The 24,475-nt window shown below is 43.6% G+C and carries 17 protein-coding genes; 2 read left to right on the forward strand and 15 right to left on the reverse strand.

The features are described from left to right. Window positions 1-10: 10 nt before the first annotated feature. The 5 genes from ACFQ0C_RS13460 to ACFQ0C_RS13480 all read right to left on the reverse strand — a co-directional run bounded on the left by ACFQ0C_RS13460 (window position 11) and on the right by ACFQ0C_RS13480 (window position 6,582). Window positions 11-1,570, reverse strand: a complete 1,560-nt coding sequence (locus ACFQ0C_RS13460; protein ID WP_258214987.1) for an extracellular solute-binding protein — start codon at window positions 1,568-1,570, stop codon at window positions 11-13. Window positions 1,571-1,612: 42 nt separating this feature from the next. Further along, window positions 1,613-2,680: an SGNH/GDSL hydrolase family protein gene (locus tag ACFQ0C_RS13465; RefSeq protein ID WP_379367536.1), complete on the reverse strand. Its 1,068-nt coding sequence runs from the start codon at window positions 2,678-2,680 to the stop codon at window positions 1,613-1,615. 234 nt (window positions 2,681-2,914) lie between these two features. Next, entirely contained in the window at window positions 2,915-4,324 is a 1,410-nt protein-coding gene (locus ACFQ0C_RS13470) for an extracellular solute-binding protein (RefSeq protein WP_379367538.1), read from the reverse strand. Continuing rightward, on the reverse strand, window positions 4,309-5,394 hold the full coding sequence (locus ACFQ0C_RS13475; RefSeq protein ID WP_379367540.1) for a LacI family DNA-binding transcriptional regulator: 1,086 nt from the start codon (window positions 5,392-5,394) through the stop codon (window positions 4,309-4,311). The genes ACFQ0C_RS13470 and ACFQ0C_RS13475 overlap by 16 nt, the downstream gene beginning before the upstream one ends. Before the next feature lie 156 nt (window positions 5,395-5,550). After that, window positions 5,551-6,582: a sugar phosphate isomerase/epimerase family protein gene (locus tag ACFQ0C_RS13480; RefSeq protein WP_379367542.1), complete on the reverse strand. Its 1,032-nt coding sequence runs from the start codon at window positions 6,580-6,582 to the stop codon at window positions 5,551-5,553. Window positions 6,583-6,755: 173 nt separating this feature from the next. Between ACFQ0C_RS13480 and ACFQ0C_RS13485 the strand changes: the two genes are divergently transcribed. Continuing rightward, on the forward strand, window positions 6,756-7,202 hold the full coding sequence (locus ACFQ0C_RS13485) for a GNAT family N-acetyltransferase (protein WP_379367544.1): 447 nt from the start codon (window positions 6,756-6,758) through the stop codon (window positions 7,200-7,202). 146 nt (window positions 7,203-7,348) lie between these two features. Here the strand turns inward: ACFQ0C_RS13485 and ACFQ0C_RS13490 are convergent, their stop codons facing one another. From ACFQ0C_RS13490 to ACFQ0C_RS13530, 9 genes are all read right to left on the reverse strand, one after another. Continuing rightward, complete coding sequence (locus ACFQ0C_RS13490; protein WP_379367546.1) at window positions 7,349-8,392, reverse strand: lactonase family protein; 1,044 nt, start codon at window positions 8,390-8,392, stop codon at window positions 7,349-7,351. A gap of 19 nt (window positions 8,393-8,411) precedes the next feature. Further along, entirely contained in the window at window positions 8,412-9,344 is a 933-nt protein-coding gene (locus ACFQ0C_RS13495) for an aldo/keto reductase (RefSeq protein ID WP_379367548.1), read from the reverse strand. 101 nt (window positions 9,345-9,445) lie between these two features. Beyond that, window positions 9,446-10,174, reverse strand: coding sequence for an SDR family oxidoreductase (locus ACFQ0C_RS13500; protein ID WP_379367550.1), 729 nt, complete (start codon window positions 10,172-10,174; stop codon window positions 9,446-9,448). A gap of 415 nt (window positions 10,175-10,589) precedes the next feature. Then, window positions 10,590-11,669: a Gfo/Idh/MocA family protein gene (locus tag ACFQ0C_RS13505; RefSeq protein WP_379367552.1), complete on the reverse strand. Its 1,080-nt coding sequence runs from the start codon at window positions 11,667-11,669 to the stop codon at window positions 10,590-10,592. Between the two features lie 84 nt (window positions 11,670-11,753). Beyond that, window positions 11,754-12,920, reverse strand: coding sequence for a Gfo/Idh/MocA family protein (locus ACFQ0C_RS13510; RefSeq protein ID WP_379367554.1), 1,167 nt, complete (start codon window positions 12,918-12,920; stop codon window positions 11,754-11,756). Then, window positions 12,920-14,440, reverse strand: a complete 1,521-nt coding sequence (locus ACFQ0C_RS13515) for a tripartite tricarboxylate transporter permease (RefSeq protein ID WP_379367556.1) — start codon at window positions 14,438-14,440, stop codon at window positions 12,920-12,922. Before ACFQ0C_RS13515 ends, ACFQ0C_RS13510 begins: the two co-directional genes overlap by 1 nt. A gap of 18 nt (window positions 14,441-14,458) precedes the next feature. Continuing rightward, complete coding sequence (locus ACFQ0C_RS13520; RefSeq protein WP_379367558.1) at window positions 14,459-14,962, reverse strand: tripartite tricarboxylate transporter TctB family protein; 504 nt, start codon at window positions 14,960-14,962, stop codon at window positions 14,459-14,461. Window positions 14,963-14,988: 26 nt separating this feature from the next. Continuing rightward, on the reverse strand, window positions 14,989-16,032 hold the full coding sequence (locus ACFQ0C_RS13525; RefSeq protein ID WP_379367560.1) for a Bug family tripartite tricarboxylate transporter substrate binding protein: 1,044 nt from the start codon (window positions 16,030-16,032) through the stop codon (window positions 14,989-14,991). A gap of 15 nt (window positions 16,033-16,047) precedes the next feature. After that, window positions 16,048-17,079, reverse strand: a complete 1,032-nt coding sequence (locus ACFQ0C_RS13530; RefSeq protein WP_379367562.1) for a LacI family DNA-binding transcriptional regulator — start codon at window positions 17,077-17,079, stop codon at window positions 16,048-16,050. Between the two features lie 552 nt (window positions 17,080-17,631). Between ACFQ0C_RS13530 and ACFQ0C_RS13535 the strand changes: the two genes are divergently transcribed. Next, window positions 17,632-19,440, forward strand: a complete 1,809-nt coding sequence (locus tag ACFQ0C_RS13535; RefSeq protein WP_379367564.1) for an S-layer homology domain-containing protein — start codon at window positions 17,632-17,634, stop codon at window positions 19,438-19,440. A gap of 143 nt (window positions 19,441-19,583) precedes the next feature. Here the strand turns inward: ACFQ0C_RS13535 and ACFQ0C_RS13540 are convergent, their stop codons facing one another. Next, entirely contained in the window at window positions 19,584-24,440 is a 4,857-nt protein-coding gene (locus ACFQ0C_RS13540; protein ID WP_379367566.1) for a discoidin domain-containing protein, read from the reverse strand. Between the last annotated feature and the right edge of the window lie 35 nt (window positions 24,441-24,475).

The following is a 24,475-nucleotide window of genomic DNA, read 5'->3' on the forward strand; positions in this document are numbered from 1 at the left end:
ACCTTCGATATTACTTAGTTCTTGACAGGTTAACGCCATCATTCTTTTCAAATCTCTCCGTAGCTTCTTTAATGACATCATTGCCACCCTTTTGCTTCCACTCTTCCAAAACCTTCGGATAGTCCGATATCGGTTCCTTTCCATAAACCATTTTCAATACATGTGTAAGAATAACCGGCGGAAGCTTATCTCCAGTTGGCGCAATATCGGGATTTTTCAAATATCCCTGCAGCTGAGGATCGAATTGAATCCCGTCTCGGCCTTCCTTGGCCAATACCGTGTCATACAGCTTCATCAAACCTTGCCCCTCCGGTGTAAGGCTCAACGTTCCTTTGTTATAGGTCGTATCCTGAACAAGCCATAGTAAAACCTGTCTGTACGTCTCCTCATCCACATCCTTTGCATTGGTAGGCGCTTTATAGTTGATCTTGCCGTTCTCTTCGGTGTAATTCTCGCCTTTAATGCCAAAGGTAAAAAATTTCTCCGCCTCGTCACTAACCATCCAATCGAAAAATTTAATGATAGCCGCGGGATCCTTTGCCTTTTTATTGATCAAATAAGCTCTGGTAACGTTGCCTACAAGGCGCAAGCCTCCCTTGCCATCCGGCCCGGTCGGGGATGCAATCAATTTCATTTTCCCGGTGGGAACGCTTTCTTTCAGCTGCTGATCCCATTGAATCAACAAGTTGGCATTCATGTTCCAAATCCCCGCTTTTCCGGCTATAATATCATTTTTAAACTTCGTCGGATTGATCGTTGCAAACTCTTTGCTGACCAAGCCCTCATCCACCATTGTTTTATAGGTTTGGATTGCCTTTTGCATATTTTCTACGTTAAAAAACTTAGGAACGACCTTGTCGCCCTGCTTCATAAAGAAATTTCCAAAAACATCATAAGCGCCGAAGAAAGCATCCGCATATACGAAATCCTCCCGTCCCATGAATGGATTCTCAACACCCAGTTTCTTGAATGCTCGCATAACATTGAGGTAATCATCAACCGTTTTGGGCTCTGGTAGTCCTGTCTTTTCTAATAAATCCGTACGAATCCACGTTGCTCTTCTGGAAGGATTGGACAACCACTCCGGTATTGCGTAAATATTTCCTTTGGCGTCCGTTTCTTTCTCCCATGCTTCTTTAGGTATTTTTTTCAAAAGGTTTTTGCCGTGCTTTTCCAACAAATCATTCAAAGGTATAAATACCCCAGCCTGCACCGACCCGGCCAATTGCGGATTAGTTAAGCCGGAGCTTGCCTGCACAACATCGGGAATATCGTTTATAGCAAACATCTGGATCATCTTCTGATCAAACTCTTTGTGCGGCATTAAACGGATGTCCAAATCCGTATTCGTTAGCTCCTCCAGCTTTTTTACCCATTTCTCATCGTTAATGTTCGGATGATTTTCCGCGTACGAAATGTTCCCGGAACGGAAGGAGATGGAGAAGGCCGCTTTCCCTCCCCCAGGCTTGCCTGCGGTTTCCGCTTCCTGCTTCCCTGACTGCGAGCATCCCGCTGCTGTTGTGGCAAGCAATGATGCGCTGACTATCGATAAAAGCCATTTCTTTCTCATATCAATCTCCCCTTAATAAAAGTAGTTGAGCCTTCAGAAACCTTACTTCTGCCCCAAGTGCACGGCATGCTTCACAAGCGATTCCCGCAGTTTATTTACAGTTGGAAGCATTAATCCTGCCAGCATTTCCCCCATGCGAATATGGCCGTAATCGGAAGGATGAATAAGATCGCTAGTCAACGATGTAAAATCATCCATAATCTTGTTCCCGTCTAAAAGATGCAGGAAAGGGTGGTTTCTGTTTGTCGTATACTTCTCCAAAACTTCATTGTAGCGTCTTTCTGCCTCGCTCAAAGCATGGCTATAGTCGCTGAAATACGTGGCTCGGTTCGGATAAATATAAGTTAGAAACACCGGCTTCTCCGGCTGCCGTTCAATGATACGGTCTAGCAAATAGGACGAGCGCCGTTCAAATTCTTCAACAGGTACTACCGCCCTCATGTTGACACCGATTTCAAGATAGGCCATATCCCAGTCATTGCGCTCCGCAATATGATCTGACAGCTCCCGTTCACAGAAGCAGGACCCGCTAAGGCCCAGGTTAAGGGCATCTATTTCCAGACGTCTGGCAGCCTGCTGTACATAGCCGTTGTAATGACTTAAAGCCCCTGCCCCTTGAGTTATAGATGAGCCATAGGCAAGCAGCGTCAATTGTGGCATCTCATGCTTATGAGGAGGCCTCACTTCAAATCCGAACGCATCGATGTCATAAAATACGGCGCTGAACCGCTCAAAGAAAATACGCCAAACCTTGGAAGAAAATGCTCTGTTGTTCAGCTTATCGGGGAATACCTGTGCAAATCTTTCGGGTTCTTCCAATTGGATCGTTGTAACAACCCCCGCTTCCAGCTGATGAGAGGAATGGAAGAAGTCGCCTTTAAACACCAGCACTTTACCGTTAGTATCCTGCGAGGCCAGCACCACTTGCACGTGCTTCGCTTCTGTAACAAAACGAAGCTCGCAGCCGTTCGACTGTACAGCCTTCGTTCTTCCCTTCTCCGTTAAGCTGTGGCGAACTTGCCTCGGAAACCGGTGTAATCTTAGTCCCGGCAGATGCGGGCGCTGTTCAAGCTCCGTGACATTATGAAAATAAACATCCTTATGCTGCATGCTAGTTGACCCACCAATCATTTTTCATTATTGTGACTCATATCTAACTCATTAACATCATGATATCACTAATGTAAGCGTAGTCAATGTGGTTTTTTTTAGTTTGACTTGTGATTTTATGGGGTAGATAATGATAATGTAGCGACAAAAAAAGATGCAAGCTCTATTTCAGAGCCTGCACCTTTTATGTATTAAAGCATGCCTATTACGATTTAGTTTGGCAAAAGCAAAATTTTAGGACGATTGAATGATGTTGCTTTCTTTAGCCTCAATGAGCAATTGTTCCAGCCTCGAGCTAAGCGCATCGCTATTTTGCAAGCCGGACAAAAATAACATAATATCACGTTGGATGCTTTTCAATTGGTAATTGCTGAGGCCGAGCTCCGTGAGCAACCGTAAGGTTGGGAAAATTTCTCTATACAAAAAAAATCTGGAGGGACGATATAAGGACTCCTCCCCCTCCCATTCCATAGCATGTCGGTGTGCGGTAATATTCAACGTTTTGCGGCGAAGCAATAATTGGATTTCGTAGGAAGACAGGAAATCGACCAGCAGTTTGGCTGCCTCTTTGTTAGAAGACCGGCTATTGACGGCAAGTCCATTAATAATGAGCAGTGTGCTCGTATCCTGCAACCCCGGCAATGGAGAAACATCGAAGGAAATATTGGAATCCCTAAGCTGATTTAAGAAAAAATAGGTTGTCATAATAACCGAAACTTTTCCTTCCAGAAAGAGGGCCTCCGCATCGGCATCGCTCTCTGACAAAATTCTTGGGAAAACATCTGTCATCGCCAGCAGTTCTCTGCACGCCTCCAGACTTTCTATTATCTTGCTCCCCCGCAATTGGTATTTTCCGTTAGCATCCGTTTGAAAGCTCGTTCCACTCTGCAGCATAAAGATCGGCCAGCGGTTACGCGACGGCATATAAAAATAAAATCCGAACCTTTCATTTTTTACCGATAATTGTTGGCCGTATTTAAAAAGATCTCTCCATGCCCAGCTGCTGTCTGGCTGTGGAACATGAGACTGCTCGAAATGTTTTTTGTTATAGCATAAAACTACAGGTGAATAATTGAACGGACGAACCAGCGTATCCTTTCCTTGTTGAAATGGTTGCGTCAGGAACGGATATATATCATCTATTTGCTCAATCGGCTCCAATAAGTCCGTACAGCCATTTTCAATGAAATCCTGAAAATTATTATTATTGATCAAAACTGCATCGAGGATCTCCGATTCCATATATTGCTTTAATGATTTGGAATAGCTGCTTGACGACAGCTCTATCGGCTGTACAATAATATGCGGAAATTGCCGGGAAAACTCAGCCAGCAGCACTTCCATCTCGACTATTCGGGCAAAAGAATGGACATAGCCAAATTTAATAACGGTCTTTTGTTTAGATGAGGGATTCAGTACCTTATTGCCTACCCGTGGTATTTTCTCGATGTATCCATCCTCAACCAGAACCTTCAGACCGCTGCGAACGGAAGCATTGCTGAGCTCGAATTGCTTTTCCAAATCACTTTCGGAAGGCAAGTAGCTGCCAATCGCCAGTTTGCCAGACCGAATTTCTTGACGCAAAGTACCAATCATGACTTCCAGCCGAGCCCGGAAATGTTTGCGGCTTAACCTTTTTTGCATGCTGAGACCTCACTATTTTGGCTTTTATATCCACATGAGCTCCTTATTTGCAGCGAAGGCTCGATTTCGATTCTTGTCGGTTTGGACTTGGCAGTCTGCTCCTGCTCGGTTATCAACCGATATAGCAGTTCTACGGCAAGAGTAGTTAATTCCTCTACCTTATAGGTTACACTAGTCAGAGGTATTTCAGCATATTGGGCTGCTTCCAGGTCATCGAAGCCAACAATAGCCACATCCTCGGGTACTCGCATTCCTTGCTCGCGGCACCAACGCAGCGCTCCCAGCGCCAAATAATCGCTGGATGCCAAGAGGGCTGTTACTCCCCCCTGAGGAAAAAGCTTAGAAGCCGACAGATAGCCTTGTTCGTAGCTATATTTGTCGACGGTAATAACAAGCTCCGGATTAAACTCGATCCCGTTATCCTTCAATGCCGTTTGATATCCCGTATATTTTTCCATATTCGCTGCCCCGCCATGAATAAACGCGATCTGCCGATGACCTAATTGGGCCAGATGGGCTGTAGCTTTATAAGCGCCCTTATACTGATTCATGTAGACGGAATCGCTCGCCGGCTCATAATTACCACCGGATAAAAGAACCATCGGGATATGAGCATTTCGTATGGACCTGATTTTATCCTGATTTTGTTTATTCGTAGGAAACAGGAATATGCCGTCCACCTGCCGGGATACAAGGATGTCCAGAGCGAAGGATTCATAATCTCTATCGCTATCGGTGGTCATAAGCATCATATTGTATCCGTTGGCCATAAGTTTTCTTTCAATAAGCTGGGCCGTCTCTATTTGGACAGGATTCGTTATTTTCGGTAAGATGAATCCTATGATTTTCGATTTCTTTTCTACAAGAGAACGGGCGATGGAATTCGGAATATAGTTTAATTCTTTGGCCACCTGCTGTACTCTTTGTCTTGTTTCCTCATTAATTCGCTTGCTATTTTTTAAAGCTAAAGATACGGAATTGATCGATAATCCAAGTTCTTTGGCTATGTCCTCTTGGCGTACTCGCTTGCTCACTTTACTCACCTCTGCAGTTAATCCGTTCCTTATCATGAGAACTGTCATCCACTCTATACAATTCTGCAACGGTATTCAGAATTCCTTTAATCCCAGGAAAAACACCCATACTACCAGCTTGCCTTTTTTGAGCAAAAAAATAACTGCCCCTATGTCAAAATCAACAAATAGGGCAGTTTTATTTTTATGATACTATTTCGGTAATGTTTTCGTACTTTCTGAGGCAGCCTTCATCTTGCCAAGAAAATCTTTTATTTGTTCGAAAGGCGGCTCGGATAGGTCCTTGGGATGATCCTTGTCACCATTCACCCACAATGTTTCTAATGGAATATAACCGCGGTAATTGCTGTACCTGATTCGGGTAAAGAGCTCCTCCAGATCAACCAGAATGTCTGTATTAGCCCCGGCCGGCTTTCTTTTCACCTGAAAGTTCACCGTGTAAGGAAGCACTGCTTCAATATCGTCATACCAAGCATAACCTTCACCGGTACGTTCAAGAAACTTTTTGAAAAAACCGGAATCATTGATTAGTCCAACGTTAGGATGGTCTACCCAATTCAGAATCCGGATCACCTGATCAGCTGTACACACCATGTCTCCATGGTTCTGCATACCGATGATGACTCCTTTTTCCGCACCATATTCAGCACATTCTCTAAGCGCCGGTACAATTCTCTCTCTTGCTATGGTTTCCCAGTTAGAATCCTTTATATCCTCTGGAACCGCACCATTAAACACTCTCATGACAGGAGCTCCCATCACAGCTGCCACATCAATCCAATATTTGACACGTTTAACGTCCAATGCACGTCTTTCATCGCTCGGATCGGCAAAATCATTCTTTACCCCTGTTCCGCTGATTGCAATCCCTAACTCTTCACACAGCTTCTTAATACTTCTTGCATATTCAAAAATCTCTTCATCTGATCGGGTTGGCATCGTATAATTATCATATCCCGGGATATAGTACGAGGTAATATCGACAGCGTCGAAGCCCGCTTCTTTGGCGAACCGGATAACCTCCATCGTATCGATTGGGGGGGCTCCATCCGTGCTGCCATTCACCCATGAGTTCAAGTTATGACTGAAGCTGTAAAAGTTAAGGCCCATCTTGAAATCGCCTGTATAATAAGGCCCTTTACGGCTGTCAACCAAATAATGACTGGTAGGGATTTGTTCGTAAACTTGTGAGGACGGCTCTTCATTGGTGTGTACAATACTCATATCATTTCTCCTTCTCCATGGCTCTGTTTTTTAATTGGTGAAATAATGCTTTACTTTTAAATTCTCAATATTTTACAACAGCTTGACGATTGCCGTATGGAAGGTTACCCTATTCCTAGCTTTCATTTTAGCCATTCGACAAAGGTTCTTTTGAACAAAAAGGAGACTTATCCGTGAAACCAACTCTTATCGTTACAACTAGAGAACAATTACAGCAGTGCTTAGCTATTAGGTATGAGGTGTTCATACAAGAACAGCAGGTAGATGAAAGCCTCGAGATCGACGAATTCGATCAAAGTCCCGATGCCTGTGTGCATGTGCTGCTACTGGACAACGGACAAGCTTTGGCTACTGGAAGAATGCGTCCTTATGATGAGACAACGATGAAGCTGCAGCGAATAGCCGTCCGCAAGGAACAAAGAGGTACAGGAGCAGGCAAAACCATTGTGCTCGCTCTGGAGGATCTGGCTCGCGAGCAAGGCTTTGACTACTCGCTTCTTGATGCACAATGCCAAGCGGAAGCATTCTATCATAAGCTGGGCTATGTTACCCTATCGCCTGAAATCTTTCTGGATGCAGGCATCCCTCATGTCCGTATGAAAAAGAAGCTGCAGCTCTAAGTAGATGTCATTCCCAATCGAATCGGTGCAGCTCGTATACAGTCTTGCTCGCATATCTGCGTGCAAGACTTTTTCCTGTTTGCTTAGAGCTCAGTCTCTATCCATAAGCAATCAAGTTAGGTTGCAGAGAATCGGAAAGTTTCCCCTTATATCATAAATTTGATGCAAATAGGACTCGATTCCAAATTCAATTGTCCGGCCGGAGTCAGTTCGCCTGTGTGCTGGTTAATCGCAAATGAGGCAACATGATTTGCCCCTTCGTTGGCAACCAACATGTATTTGCCGCTTGGAGAAACAGCCATACTCCGAGGCTTGTTCCCTCCTGAGAATATATGTCCCACATACGTGAGCTTTCCGTCTTCATCAATTCGATATTGGATAATACTATCATGGCCGCGATTGGAACCGTATACATATTTGCCACAGGCAGATAACTGTATATCCGCACATTTGTTGAACGCATCAAAATCTGCGGGTAGAGTTGATACGGTTTGAATCGTCTCAAGAACACATTGCGAAGCATCATGAGTAAATATGGTGATAGTCGAGCTATACTCGTTGATCATATAAGCGCAATGATTCGTTGGATGAAACAAAAAATGTCTGGGACCAGATCCGGGTTCAACAAAAATAGTTTGTTTCAGCTTCAAATCATGGTGGGCATAATCTATTTCATAAATGTACAGCCGGTCGGTCCCCAAATCCGGTACGACTACAAACCGGTTTGTCGGGTCTACCACAATACTATGCGGACGTGATTTGTTCTTCGAGCCAAATCCTATATGGTGAACTTCGAAGGAGATGCAGCAGGAAATGTCCTCCATGATCCCGCCTGGCTTCAATGGCAGAGCGATAATGCTCCCACCCGTGAAATTAGCTGCAAATAATGTAGTGAAATCTGGATCTGCGCTAACATAGATTGGATTTTTACCTAATGTTGCTTGTTTGCTAACTAACTGCAATTGTGTCGTGTCAGGATTGAATATATACGAAGCCGCTATTCCTTCATTTTCAAAATCCATCCCTACTGCATATAAAGTATTTCCGGGTGCATCAACAGCCAAATAGGATGTTTTGGACATGTCATTATAGGAGTTGACCAAAGTAAGGGACCCGTCTTCTTCATGAAACTCGCACAGGTACAAGCTCGGAGATGCCTCGGCAGTCATACAGCCCGCATAAACATACATACTAAAAACCCTTCTTCCTTTATTCAGCGTCTATTTCAGCAATGACTTTACGGCTTAGGGTATCCAGAGCACTTAGCTCTTCCGATGTCAAAGCAATATCCACTGCTTCAATATTTTCTTTCATATGCTTGATGCTTTGGGAGCCCACTATAGCTGTAGTCAGAGCATGCTGATGAAGCAGCCAGCTGATAGCAACCTGTGAGATCGCCTTGTTTTTTCCTTCTGCAATATCTTTGAGCAGTACAATCAATTCTCTTGATTTTTCCATATGCTCGGGGGAGAATAACCGCCGTTTACTTCGGAAATCATCTTCGTCCAGTTGTTTCCCTTTCAGGTGAAAGGCTCCCGTTAATATTCCTTTAGCGATAGAGCTATAGCTCATTATGCCAATGTTTTCTTGCACACAATATGGAACGATATCTTCTTCAATAGACCGGTGCAGCAGGCTGTATTCAGGCTGAATGACATCAATTTGTACGTAGTTCGATGCTTCCTTCAACTGCTCTAATGAAAAATTAGACACCCCAATTGCACGAATTAAGCCTTCTTCCTTCAGCTTATTAAATTCATTTAAGGTTTCCGATACCGGAATCTCAAAGCTTGGCCAATGGATATAATAAATATCCACATAATCTGTTCTCAGCTGCTTTAAGCTTCTTTCCGCAGAGCGGCGTACGTTAGCCGGTGCCAGATTAGCTCGACTGACTTTAGTTGAAATTACTGTTTCCTTACGCTTTCCTTCCAGAGCAGTGCCAACAACTTCCTCTGAATGGCCATCCCCATAGCCCTCTGCCGTATCAAAGGTAGTAATTCCCATCTCGAAGGCTGCCTGAATCGCTTTAATATTATTATCATCGCTTGTAAACTCCCAAGGTCCTCCTCCGAGCTCCCAGCAGCCAAAAGTAATGCTTGAAACCTGGATATCCGTTTTACCCAACGCTTTTGTCTTCAATTGTACTCTCTCCTTCATGATACTTCACTTATAAGTGATACATTCTAAGAAATCAGAAATTTACTGCAAATGATCCTAGTCCAGCCCTCATCTTACGGAATTCACCGATACCAGGGAGTCACCGTAATATTCTCAATATGTACTTCAGGAGGTTGACTCACAAGGAATAGAACGATATCGGCAATACTCTCCGCTTTCAGCATCGTGTCTCTGCTTTCCTGTGAAACAGGATTTAATTTATGACTCCAGATGTTAGTGTCGATTGCCCCTGGGCTGATAGAAGTTACCCGAATTCCGGAGCGCCTGTTAGCTGCAATCATAGCTTCCGTTAAAGCTCTTGCGCCAAATTTAGAAGCGGCATAAATACTGTTCCCTCCTGAGACTTGAAAAGCCGCCGTTGATAAAATATTAATAATATATCCGGAGTTTCTCTCTGTCATCTTGAGGAGCGCTTCACGGCACATAAGAAAAGTTCCAGTTAAATTCGTTTCCATAATCCGATTCCACTCAGCGAGATCAATTTCCTGTACCAATTGCTTGCCACTCATACTGACTCCAGCCGCATTAATTAAAATATCAATATGACCAAATTGGGTAGCTGCATGGTCAATTGCAATTTTTACGGATGTCTCATTTCTAACATCTGTGGCAATAGGGATTATGTTCTTTTTTAAATCTGGATGAATGGACTCTATAGCTTGTATCAAATTTTGCTCATTCCTGGCAAGTGCAACTACATATGCACCTTTTTGCACCAAAGCCTTCAAGGTTGCGAGACCTACGCCTGAGCTCGCACCAGAAACTACGGCCACTATTCCCGTTAACTCCATATAACGAATCACCTCTAATCTTCATACTGTTTACTGATTATGCAGCTGCTTGGTGTATTAACGTTAATACTGTACAAGTTAATTTTAGCGTTTACATTGTCTAGTGTCAATCGTTTTTTAGCAGGACAACCCAATGCCGTAATCGAACCCCAAATCCCGACTCAACATTAACATACGTTGGAATGTGACCTCATCTCAGCATCGCTGAGAATACCCGTAGTCTCAAAAGTCTCAAAAGAGTACCCTAGTGAGACTCATAAAAAGTGCAAAAGAACCTTTAATTCCAAATCGGAATTGAGGGTTCTTTGCAACCAGCTATTCAGGATAAAGTAGTGTGTGGGCCGTCCAAAAATGACTTTTAGGACAGACCCTTATACTTATTCTAATGAATATTCGCTATCAGGTAAACGTTTACTTACACAGCTCCAACCAGCTTTGATAGCTGAACAGTTTGACCGGTACGTGCAGATTCGTAAATAGCCAAGATGATCTCCAGAGGCTTGTAGCCCTCTTCTCCATTAATAATCGGTTCACGATTCTCCTCAATGGCAGCTATCATATCATTCATCTGTTTAATATGACCTGCACCTTCAATCGCTGTTGGATCAGCAGCCGTTGTTCCGTTCCCTTTATTGCTCTTACTGACTGAGCTATGGCTTGCGTTACTTCCATCCTCACCCGATTCAGACTTCAACTTTCTAAATACCAGCTCATCTCCTTCAATAACGGCACTGCCATCTTGTCCGAAGATTTCGACACGGGTCGTAAGACCTGGATACGCGCAAGTAGTGGCGACTAGTGTTCCTATAGCTCCATTACGAAAACGCAATGTCGCTACGGCTGCATCCTCTACTTCAATTCGCTCATGACCTAATGTTTCGCAGGCGGCATGCACACTTTCAACTGGCCCCATCAAATATTGCAAAACGTCAACCGTGTGTACGCCTTGGTTCATTAATGCTCCGCCACCATCAAATGCCCAAGTCCCGCGCCATGCCCCACTGTCATAGTACTCCTGCGATCGGTACCAGTTGATTGCACCGGTTCCAATAATTAATTTCCCGAATTTGCCGCTTTCAATATCCTGCTTGATTTGTTGCGTAGAAGCCTGCAAGCGATGCTGGGATATAACCGCTAGCTTCACGCCTGCTTTACGGCATTCCTGGATCATTTGCAAAGCATTGTCTGAAGTAATATCCATCGGTTTCTCAGTGATAACATGTTTGCCTGCTCGTGCAGCTGCTATCGTATACTTGGCGTGCATTCCACTAGGCAAACAAATATTAACAATATCCACATCCGTGCGCGCGAGCACTTCATCCAAATTGCTGGACCATTCGCAACCATATTTTTCAGCAAGCTCCTTGGCTTTGTCTACGACTTCATCGCAAATGACTACTAATTTCCCTTTATCTACACTTAATAAACGCTCCGCATGAGTTTGCCCTATTACTCCAGCACCAACGATTGCAAATCCATATTGCTGTTTGTCCATGTCTCCGCTCCTCCTCATGAAGATTCTTATCCTGCTTATGCAAGTAATCTGACTGAATCTTCATACTCTCTATAATATGACTTTTTAAACATGAATTCTTTTGCCTTCACTAGCCGACCAATAAGCTGCATATATCGTTTTCATTGAATCATAAGCAAGATCGAAATCCGATTTGGGCTGTCGATTATAAGCCACACATTCCATAAAATCCTGAAATTCGTCGACATAGCCTCTCATGATATCATCCAATGCGCTAACGAACTGCCAGCCTTGTTTCGTTTCTACTTTCTCACTAATAAAAGTGTTCTCCAAATTCGACTCATCAGCGAAATAAGACAGCATATGATTGTTTGGCGTTAGATTACACAGATGTGCGCTTTCCGGGGAATAGACCTCTACAATGTTTCTTACCCCGCCAACAATCATATCTCCTGCCATAACGTTAGCCTTCGTTCCATCCGAGAAAGTCAGGGTCACATTCGCCCAGTCTTCGACGTCAACGGGACGGGCAGCGATAACTCCCCTATCTTCTTCGCTCAATTGATTGGTGATATTTCCAATCTCGGCAACTACACTCTGAATCGTAATTTGTTCATTTCTAGCCTTTGCCTCTACTTTCTTCAAGTAAAGAATCGCCGATAATGGGTGGCAGCCTTGCCTGATCAAAGCTCCGCCTCCCGTATGATTCCATAGAGCAGCATGAGCTGCATGGGAACCGCCGTGGCTTTCTTCACCTTTCAACAGAAGCAGCTTGCTTTTTCTAGCTTGAATGATTTCTGAGCATTTGGTAATGGAAGGCGCATAAACCCAGTTCTCTGCATACATGAACAGCTTCCCGCTTTGCTCCGCTACTTCTCTAAGCTTATCCATGCGCCTGATCACATCGTGATACATCATTTCTTTGGAAACGTTAAGGCCCACATTAGCGTCACCCAACGTTCCATAATATCCTGTCATCGGCTTTTCACAAATGACATGTTTACCCGCTTGCAGCGCGCGAACCGTCATTTCCTCGTGCAGGTATGCGGGGGTACAAATATCAACAACATCAATCTCTTTATCCTCTAGCAGCTGTTCAAACTCGGTATAAATCTTCTCTATCCCGAATTTCTCGGCAAATGACCTCGTCCTCTTATTGGTTGATGCTACTGTTTTAAGACAGACGTCAATGCCGAATACTTTTTTATAACAGTCACCATGAGTCGTTGCGATAAATCCACTACCGACAATGCCTACATTAACCCTTATCATTAGCGATGTTCCTCCACGGTGTCCTTCTTCTTGAAGATAACTGTCTTCAGCTTACTAAACATGTTAAATTGCGACATAATTAAGATCAAAATGCAGAACACCAATCCAAGGCACAATGGTCTTGTAAAGAAAGGCTCCAGACTGCCGTCTGACAACACCAAAGCTCTTCTTAAATTGGAATCTGCCATCGGCCCAAGAACAACTCCGAGCAAAAATGGTGATGCCGGATAATTCAGCTTAGACATAAGCAGCCCTATAATACCGAAAATAAACATGACATAAATACTTGAAATTTTGCTATCAATTACGAATGAGCCTACAGCACAAATGACGAAAATAACCGGCATGAGAATTCGTTTGTCAATCCGTAAAACCTTAACTGTGTATCGGGAAATAAGCAGACCCAGGATTAGCATAACAAAAGCACTTGCAACCAAATACATACTCATCGTATAAATAAATCCAGGATTTTCGCTCATCATAAGCGGACCCGGTCTATAGCCATGTAGCCACATCGCCGCAAGAAGTACGGCAGAAGAGGTACTACCTGGTATAGCCAAAGTCAGAAGCGGGATAATGTGTCCGCCGATAGTGGAATTGATACCTGTTTCTGCAGCAATAACACCTTCATAAGCGCCATTACCGAATTCTTCTTTATTTTTACTGCGCAATTTGGCGGCCCAGTACGATACCCAGCCAGCAACATCCTCTCCTACCCCAGGAATAAGTCCAACGACGACACCGATGAACCCCGATCTGAATACCGTTGGTATTTTCCCTTTAATGATCTGCAATCCCCTTTTTACTCTTAGGGTGAGAACCTCTGTAGGAATCTTCAGTTGATTTTGTTTGAATGAATTTACGATTTCAGGGAAACCAAACAATCCAATCATGATCGGAACTAATGAAAGCCCTGCCATCAATTCCACATGCCCAAAGGAAAAACGCGGATATGAATTCATTGAATCTAAGCCGATTTGTGCTACGAATAATCCCAGCAAACCGGAGATCCAGCCTTTAATCGAGTCTCCACCTGATGTCAAGCTGCCGCAAATCAGTACGCCGAAGAGAGCCAGCAAAAAGAACTCCCAAGAACCGAACTTTAACGATAACGATGACAGAAGCGGTGTTAACAGCAAGACACAAATAGCACCGAATATAGTACCAAGAAAAGCAGAGGCATTTCCGATAAATATACCTAGGCCGGCTTCCCCCCTCTGTCCAATCTTGTAGCCATCCAAAGCAGTTGCCGCTGAGGCAGGCGTCCCGGGGATGTTCAACAGAATAGCCGTCTGAACCCCTCCCGATATCGCACCGACATAGACGCCGACCAAGGATAAAATAGCTGACTCCGCACCAATACCATAAGTTAATCCAGTCAACAGTGCTATTGCCATCGTTGAAGTTAGTCCCGGAAGCACGCCAGCGATCAGTCCGAACAATACAGAAAGGACGAGCACCAAAATATTAACCGGTGTAATGAGCAAATAAAGAGATTCCAGAAAATAATGTAAGCCCATGTTTCCCCTACCCTTTCCTTAAGGTAATGACACCTTGAAGCCAATTTCGAAAAGCACATAGATGAAAATACTTACGGAAGCCGCTGTCAGAATGATTTTACGATAAGATCCTGCTTCCATAATCTTCATCAGAAAAACTAAAAAGATAAATGAAGACAGCATGAATGGAAATCTGGGTACTAGAACAAATGTGAAAATTCCGATAATTGCGATGCCTGCCAACATGTTTAAAACATCTTTATCTTTAATGAATTGAGGAAACCATGCACCTAAAGCTCGGAAATTACCTGTAATTCCGGCATTTTTTAAACTTTTGAAAAATAAGATGATCGAACAAAGCATAAGCATGCTGCCAATAAATAATGGCAATAACCCCGGAGATGAATATAGCGGTCCTCCAGCGTCTGTACGGATAAAATTGCTTTCCAAAACAATAAATAACGATAACAGAAATAAACAGATTGATGATGCAAAATCAAGATGCCTGACCTTCTCTACCATTATTTCCGATTTTTTCTCCATCTGCTGCTCACCTTATTTCATTGAAATTATTTAGCTGGTTTTTTGATATTAAATTTCTCAGGAGAAATCTTAGCTACGCCGCCATCAAACAAAGCCCAGTCTACAGTTGAAGCAAGCTTTTCCACATATTTTTGAGATTCATCACCGCTGTAGCCTAGTATCTCCACGCCTTTTTCTTTGGCAAATTTCTTGATGCTTTCGCTGGCTATTGCTTTTTTGAAAGCTTCATCGATTTTTTTCACAACAGCCTCAGGAGTATCTTTAGGTACTGCAATACCAAATGCTTCACCAAGTGGAACGGACGGTTTCATTTCTGGAACTAACTCAGCAATGGAAGGAATCGGGTCAGCGCCTTCAATAACCAACGGTTTATCTGTAAGTGCTGCTAGACCTTTTAATTTTTTACCTCTGAACATATCGACCATTTCCATAGATAATTGAGGAACAGCATCCACTTCACCGGCAATAGCAGCGATAATCGCAGGATTTCCACCTTGATAAGGTACATGCTTGTAGTTAAAACCAAGAGAAGACTTCAACACTTCGCTCGCAATATGCCCGCCTGTACCAATACCCGCAGTACCGAAGGATACGCTACCCGGATTGTCTTTGATGCCTTTGATCAATTCCTTGACATCCTTGTACTTTGAATCCGCTTTCACAGATATGACATTTGGAGAAAAGGCAGCAATCCACATATGCCAATCACGATGTGTTTTCTCTGTATAGCCCATAACCGGGTAGCTTACAAAGGACATAAAACCGTTACCCATTATTGTATATCCATCATGAGGAGCGTTTTGAACATTCAATGTTCCTACCGATCCGCTTGCTCCCGGGGTGTTGACTACGGAAATATTTTTCCCCAATGCTTTGCCCATTTCGTCCGCTACTGCTCTTGTGGTAAGATCCGTTCCTCCGCCTGGATTATAAGGAACCACTATAGTAATATCTTTGGCCGGCCAGTTTGCTTCCGATGCTTTGAAAACTGAGGAAACCTTTGGCCAAGCTATAGCAAGGCCAACCACAACAACTGCCGCAATACCCCAAACAACTGCCTTTTGATTCATAAAATACAACCTCCATTAGTTTAGTTTCTTGACCGATTCGCCCAGCATAAGCTCACAAGCTATTTTCTCCTGATGCCATTGCTCGGTTTCCGATTCGTCTAAAATACTTCTCATCAAAGCTTTCATAGCTACCTCACCGATTTGCTGCTCAGACTGACTGATACATGTAAACTTAGGTACATTCAATTGAGTCCAACTCGGTGTTCCAATAATTACCACAGAAAAATCTTCCGGTATTCTCACCCCTTTCTCTCTTAATAACTGTATTCCCCCCTCTGCCATAATATGGTGTCCAAAAACGATAGCGGTTACATTTGAATTAAGAAACGGCTCTGTTAAGCGATAACCTTCCGCAGAGCTAAGGTCACCTAATTGAATCCATTTAGATTCCAACTGTAAACCACATTCGTGCATAGCTGCTGTATATCCCAGCTTCCTTTCTTGGACGTTAATAAATGTATCCCAGCCAATAAACCCGATACGGGTATGGCCTTGAGAAACCAAATGCTTGACGGCGGAGTAACCACTGTTCCAGTTGTCGGAACCAACGAAGTCATAATGCTCAACGCCAATCAAAGGTCTTTCCAGAATTACGTAGGGGATACCCAAGCTTCGCAGATGATCCGTATTTTCGGTCCCGCCAATACTAGGGCTGATAATTAATCCGTCTACTCGCTGCTCAATCATCTTCTGGATAATTTGTCTTTCCTTATCCATATCATCCACGGTTGTACTGATCGAAATAAAGTATCCGTGTCGATGTGCAGCTTCCTCTATCGCGATTATAATCCGGGTAAAGAATGGATTGTCGAACTGCGGAACCAGAACAGCAAGGATGCCCCGCTCCTTACCTTTCAAGCTGCTGGCCACGGCGCTCTTCATGTAATTCAGCTCTTTCGCTGCCTGCAGCACCCTCTCCTTAAGATCCTCACTCACATAACGTTTATTTGAGTCGTTAAGGATATATGAAACGGTGGCTATAGATGTCTCTGCCAACTTGGCCACGTCATTTAGGGTAGCGTATTTCTTCTTTTTCAGCTTTTCCATTTGATAACACCTCTCCTTAGGTAAACGTTTACTAACTTATTAATTATAACAGGGAAACGTTTACTTTTCTAATGTTATAAAAAGCAACCGAGTTGCTTTATTCCGTTTATGCACACGTGTTCCAAACAACTCAAAAATTTTTATGCACACGTGTTCTAAAATTAATATTATGCTGGAATGTAAGCGAAGTCAAGAGTTATTTTTGGGTAAATCAACCATTCTTTCTGGGTATTGTAATATCAAAACAGGGTATGTTATAATCTCTCCAATTAGCCTTAGATTCAATAAATACGGGGCTTTCTCCTGTGTATAGCAAGCATGGCTGCTCAAGGGTAGGCTTTATTTTAGGTCGTTAATTATACTTCATTAGAGAATGGAGGGGTGCGCTACTTAATTAATATTTTAGCGGATAGGTAAACGTTTACCTAAATGGATGTTAAAATGCTCTCAAAGGACCCTTCTGGACTTCAAATCTAGTGTTTGGAAGCGCTTCATTTATGGTTTCCGCTTCTCCCCTTACTCTCCAGTGATAATCGAAAGGATGGCATCCCAATGTTACGTAAAGCAAACCATCTTCTTTTTGTCGCTGTTTTGTTATTTGCAGTGTGGTTTAATCCTGGACCCACATTAGCTGACAGCGCTCCGGTCTACAGCCTGGCCTTAGACAATGGGCAAGTGACAGTAGGAAATGAAGTGAAGGTTACGGTCAAAGCTGAGCATGCAGTCAATCTGTATGGCTATGAAGTTGTATTGGAATATGAACCGGATAAATTGGAATATGTCCGAACCGTCAATATTATGGGTGATGGCGGTTTATCGATTACTCCAATCCTGCAAGGAAACCGCATCACTTTTGCCCATACCAATATAGGGAAGGATAACGTAAATAGCGGTAATTTTAATCTAAGCACATTTACATTTTTTAGTAAGAGTTCTGGAAATTCTCCCATTATCCTGCGATCTGTAAAAGCCGTTAACCAGCATGACGATTACCTTGATTACCAGTTATGGAACTCGGGATCTCAAGCTAATCTTTTAGTAAACAACAAGGGCAGCAGCGGTAGTAATAGTAGTACTGGTACCCCCGATATTGGAAATCCGACAGCAGATGGACCCAGTAAGTCATCTGATGGAGTACATATTATTAATTCTTCCCCGCTGCTTGAGCAAACCTCGGATGGAAGTATCATTTCCAAATGGAATTTGGATGCGACAGCTTTAAATCAAGCGGTTGATCAATTAATTGCTTCCGGAAATCAAAGTAAAATAGAACTGGAAATAAGGGGAAACACTCAAGCCGTACAGGTACAGCTGCCCGTTGATAGTTTGGCATATGCTCTATCCAAAATATCCGAGTCGGTTATTTCCATAAAATTCGATACCGTTAGCTATGACTTGCCTCTTAAAGCGCTGAATATGACTGACTTGACCCGTGCACTGAATTCAGATGCAAAGGATATAAAAATCACAATATCCATTCAAAAGCTTGAAGGAGTTGCAGCTGCTCAACTTGACTCTAAAATAAAGGAAGCCGGATATCAATTACTAACGAATGCAATAGAATTTAACATCACAGCAGAAGCCAACGGAAACTCGCTTTCGGTCAATGACTTCGGTTCGACCTATGTGCCCCGGACTCTGGTTTTACCTGATTCAGTCAATGTAAACACGGCTGCTGCTGTAATTTACGATCCTAGCACCGGGGAAATTAACTTTGTCCCAGCCCTCTTCACAGAGTCGAACGGTATCTTACAGGTTACTATCCAACGAACCGGTAACAGCATCTACACGGTTATAAAGTCATCCAAGACATTTTTAGACATGGAGGGCCATTGGGCAAAAGCAGATGTCGAGCAATTGACTTCTAAACTGCTCATCAAAGGCAAAAGCGACACCCGCTTTGCTCCTCAAAATCAAATTACCCGTGCGGAATTTGCTATACTGCTGGCTCGCGGACTTGGCCTTACAGCATCTGATACATCCAAGTTTGTTGATATCCAATCCTCAGATTGGTTTGCTCCAGCAGTTGGGGCCGCAGTTAAAGCTGGTTTAATAGACGGCTATGAGGACAGCACGTTCCGTCCAAATGCCAATATTACGCGAGAGCAGATGGCCGTTATGATCACACGGGCTATAGCACTGACCGGTAAAAAGGTAAATGCATATCCTGTACGGACCCCCTCATTCGTAGACGCCCCATCGATCAGCGGGTGGGCGAAAGATGCTGTTGCCCGTTCTGTTAGTATGGGTATCATGAATGGTGTTACAGACAGCACATTTGCGCCGAATGACAATGCAACCCGTGCCCAAGCGGCTGTAATGCTGAAAAGATCATTGCAATTGCTGCAATTTATGAACTAATTCAGATAATCCAATATAGCGGCATTTGCGTCACAAATGAGAGACTGCGATGGAAAGATTCCATCGCAGTCTCTTTGTTGCTATTTAAGGCAGAGCTAGTGGGGGATCGCTCCACTAGCTCTCGAACGTCATTCTGAAGACGTTCAAGGAGTAATGATTTTCTGTGCTACCGCTGCGAGGTCCACAATGTCAATCACACCATCTTTATTGATATCCGCACTATTAAGCCAATTAGGGCTTCCCAAGGTTTCTCCATAATGACTCGCAACAATGGCCAAATCCCCGATATTAATGATGTTGTCTCCGTTCAAGTCTCCTTGTAATGCAATATGAACGGAAGCTACGAAGCTCTGTATGGAAGCATTCAAATGCTGGAGCTCCTGATTCACCTGCTCTTGTGAAACAGTCCCGCTGCCCGCTGCAGCCCTAGCTTTATCAATAGCGGCCTGCAGAATCGCTTTTGACCCCGCTGGATACTGTCCTGGCTGGTTGCCCTCCACAGCTGAATTATATAGAGCCTGAGCATCTTGAATTAACGCATTCAGAGGTGCTTTATCGACCACATGAATTTGTACTGTATAAGTGGCTCCTTCTGCTTGGCTCACTATCCCGTCACCGTCAGAGACAGCAACCTTAGATACAGTTACTGCACTTGTTGCAGATTGGGAAATGGAGCGGGCTTTAAAGCCCAGCTTCAGAATAGCTCCGCTGTTGTTTGGGTTAATTGCATAGTTAGAGCCTTCACTTGCTGCAATAATTCGGACCTGCCCTAAGGTTTCGGACTTACTGATGAAGATACCGTTAAGCAATGGAGTTACAGAGAGCCATTCCAATTGCACCGGATCATAGTTTATAGTCAGATCTTGAGCATAGATCTTTCCATTTACAGTCTGAATCCCATTGTTTAACCCGTAGATCAAATCAAGGGTTTGCCCTGAATTCACGCTGGAGCTGCCAAGTAAAGTCGCAGATAGAGCGGGAGCAGCGTCTTGACCGCTGATTGTGATCATCATTTGTCCTTTGACGCCGGAGCTGTCTTTGGCTGCTGCCTCCACTTTAACGGTTCCATTTAATAATGCAGTCAACAACCCGTTCTGATCAATTGTCCCCAAATTAGTGGCTGTTCCGTCGATGTTATATACCGACCAAGTAACCGACTTATTACTCGCATTAACAGGCAATACCGTGGCAGATAATTGTAGTGTTCCTCCTTTAGTATGGATTGCGGAACCGCCACTACTAGATAAATTGATATAGGTGACAAGGCTTACGGAGGCGTTTGTTGGTGTATGAATTGAAGCGCTAGGGCCATACATGCTCCAGTTCCCAGCTCCGTCGGCTGCCTTGACTGTAAACGTATAGTTAGTGTCCGGGTTTAATTGCGTCAGATTGTATTGGGTCAACGGGCTGCTTAAGGAAGCGATCTCAGAATAGGTATTGCCTGTAACTGTGTAAATCTTATATCTGGTTACCCCTATATTATCAGCTGCAGCTGACCAATTAAGAGTAGCCCCCGAAGGGCTAACATTAGAAGCTGTCATACTACTGTTAACTGGCCATACTGGCGGTATTGTATCCACCGTGCCGCCATCCGTGACTCCAAGCTCCATGGAGAAATAACTGTTAGCAGTAGCTGTTCCAGTCCCGGTCCCTATTCGGGTCCCGTAGCCCGTTATGCGAACCAGTCGTGCCTGCACGGGCGCCCCTAATAAGAACGTTTCAACATCAGCCAGAGAAGACTCTGTTCCAGGTAAAACCTGGTGGCTCATAATATGGCCGTTTCCAAGATTATCAAGCTGCCAAGCCGGATTCGATTGCTTCGTCCAGTTGATTCCATCCATTGATGTTTCAATATCAAAATAGTATTGTCTCCTGTTTTGCGTATCTTTATTGAAGCCTATAGAAACACTGTTTATTATCTTTGGCGTATCGCCAAGGTAGAAACGTACCCAAACTCCTCCATTTGACGAAGCCGACCAGCTGGTATCCTTATTGCTATCAATTAGATTGATTACACTGCTGCTTCCGTTGCTTGCTGTAATTGTTTCTGTTTTGGGGATAATATCATAATTAACTGAATAAGAACCGTCAATATCTGTACCTTTATGAACCTTAATTATAAACGGGCTTTTTGCAGCATCGTTTGGCGTGGTTATCGTTACTGTAGAGCCATTCTCCCCTATAGCCGTAAGAACAGGCAAATTTTCATAATCAAGCGGAATGGGTACCGAATACATTGTTGTTTCCGGGTTAAACCCGTTAATAAGCTGACCATCCAGATATATGCCTGACAGCTTCGGAACATAGGTGTTCAGCGTACCAGACTCATCCATATAATTTGGAACAGTTGATGAGCTTATTTTAGCTACAGCTTGGAGGCCAAGCCTATCCGTAAGCTGCTGAATATATAGGCTTGCCGGATTAACGGCTGTCCCATTACTGTACTCATATGCCGGGAAATTGGGAACTTTTCCAGGGTCCACATTCTCCATGATAAAGGGTACTCTAACCGATGCGGCTGACTGTCCGAATAAATAGTTGGCATCGAGTGGCGGCTGACTTATGATATACGGACCATTGTTGTTCCACAACGTATAGTTGACGCCCGCCCAGCCATGGGCTGTACCATTATTCCATCTGTTCTGAATGTAAATCCGAGCATTCATACTGTCATAAAGTCCTCCTGAAGACCATCTAAGATGCGGCTCACTTGCATCCATTGAATAAGTGGCTGTGGAGTTGTAAAACACATTAGGTCCCGATATACCACCCATAACGATATATCCGTGACGAGGATATCTGGCAAAGGCCCTTTGTGTCAAAACCAGCTGTCCTCCAGATATGGAAAAACCATAACGGCGTTCACCCGCCGTAGTTTTGCTTACAGGCTCCAATACATTGGCATCCTGAATAGTTAGCCATTTCACGCCATTGGTAGCAGTTACAGCCACATCAATATGATAGGTGGTATAGTTTCTTACCCAAACATTTTGGGCGTCCGAGAATCGCACACCAACCTGTGCATGGAGTTCATCCTCATATTGCTTATATGTCATTCCGAATGATGTGCTTACACTTGTAACTGCTTTATCAAACCTTGATATCAGTTGAATATTCTCTATTCCAACGTTTTCTATTCTGCCTAAAGTGCTGAATTTAGTAACGGTGGACACTCCATATTTCATATCCAGAGAATCATCCAATGGTTCCTTTAATGTAATTGTATTTGTAGCTTGATCTACTGCCTTAATAGTTCTTTCCTTTACCAGACTATCCCAATAGCTCATGTCACTTGACCACTGATTTTCAGAAATAACTCCTGGCATTTCGGTTATTACATCCATATAAAGATCGTGAACCCATGCAAGATTAGTTGCTTTTTTCACATTCACGGTATCTCCCGCATTAAGACCATTGACACTTTCAAGCCGGAAGGTATGTGCTCCTGCCGGAACATATTGGTCAACCACATGAATCGCAGCTTCACTAACGGAATCTCTGCCCCCTGCAACATTGAAAATTGCCGTACTTTTATCATAGGCTAACGACTTCCAGGTTGCGACAATCTTCGTGACATCGGATTCAGGGTTTTCGGACTGAGCATAATCATACCAATTGTCTTGGGTAATAGCGGGGGCATTCTTGTCAATCATGCCATTGCCTTCTCCCTTGATTACGATACCGCTCGCGCTAATTTTGAGCGTACTGCTCGTTCTATAAGTTCCCGCTTTTAAAAGAATAGCTCCCCTAAAGCCGTTCGCATCCGGGGCAATACGACTAAGGGCATCGATAGCATTCTGTATGCGGGTATAATCATCTCCATTGCCTGGAATCGGCTCAAGAATAATTTTTACTGGAACATTCGGTATCGCAACTCCCCCACCCTTATAACCTACGTCGGAATAGTCTATAACCCGATTTCCCTTATAGTCAGGGAAGTAAACCAGCTTTCCGTCACTGCCTTTATCCACAGCCGGATAGGGGGTGCTGTCATTATAGGCAGATGAACCTGTAACTGCGGTAAAATAATAGCTGTCGTAGTATTGTTTCCCGTTATCACTCAAATTGAAATTCATAACATACGTGCCTTTAAGACTTGCTGTTGCAGATGGCGTTATTTCTAACAGCGCATCTTTGCCAAGGTTCTGTTGGGGGAATGAATATATAGGGTTGCCGCCAGGGTCCTTTAGCACACCGCCAATTACAATATCTTTTTTGGCTTTAACAGTGAACTTAGGGACATTTCCATTTAGCTCAACCAAGGCTGGACGGCCTATAGTCTGACTCATGCCCGAGTATACCGGAAGGATATCTGCAATGTTTTCGGTCGGATAAACTACTGGCGGCTTCGGATCAATCTCCTGTTTGCCATTGGCCATAAAGTTGTAAATCCGTATAAAGCTCGCTCCCTGTATCATTTCACCTGTCAGCATGACGTATCTGGCATTAATCATGTTATCGAGTGTATAAGTCATGGTCTTATTACCGTTACCATCAACTAAATCTGCAGTATTCTGGGTTACCACAGTAGTCCAACCAACCGGTTTGTTATAATTAGCAAGGCCGCCAGAGCCCTCGATTGTGGTGGTTGACAGTGCACTCCACTTATCGGTGTCATTGGTATACTCGATGCGATACTGCGATGCTCTCTGCTTTAACTGGGTAAAATTAGTTTGGAAGTTAACAACAAACTGAAAAATATCTTTTTGCTCTTTCAAGTCAACCGCAATCCAAAATTGGTTTTTCCCCTGAGAAACGGAAGCCGATGTTGATTGTGACTGATCAACATCCCAATAATCGGATATTCCAGCTTTAAATACATTTTCCGGCTTGGAGCCTGCCCGTATTGAGCTTGTCTTAATGCTGCCTACCGTTGAATTCAATGCGTAGTCTATCGGGATAAAATCAGCATAAACAGGCACTGAACTTAGAGCCATTACAATAGCAATAATGAATCCTGTCAGAATGCGAAAGCCGGCACGCTTTTTAACTCTGCTCATAAAGATGCCTCACTCCTAATAATTGATTTCAAAAA

This window comes from Paenibacillus sp. GCM10027630, from assembly GCF_042676305.1.
GTDB lineage: Bacteria > Bacillota > Bacilli > Paenibacillales > NBRC-103111 > Paenibacillus_S.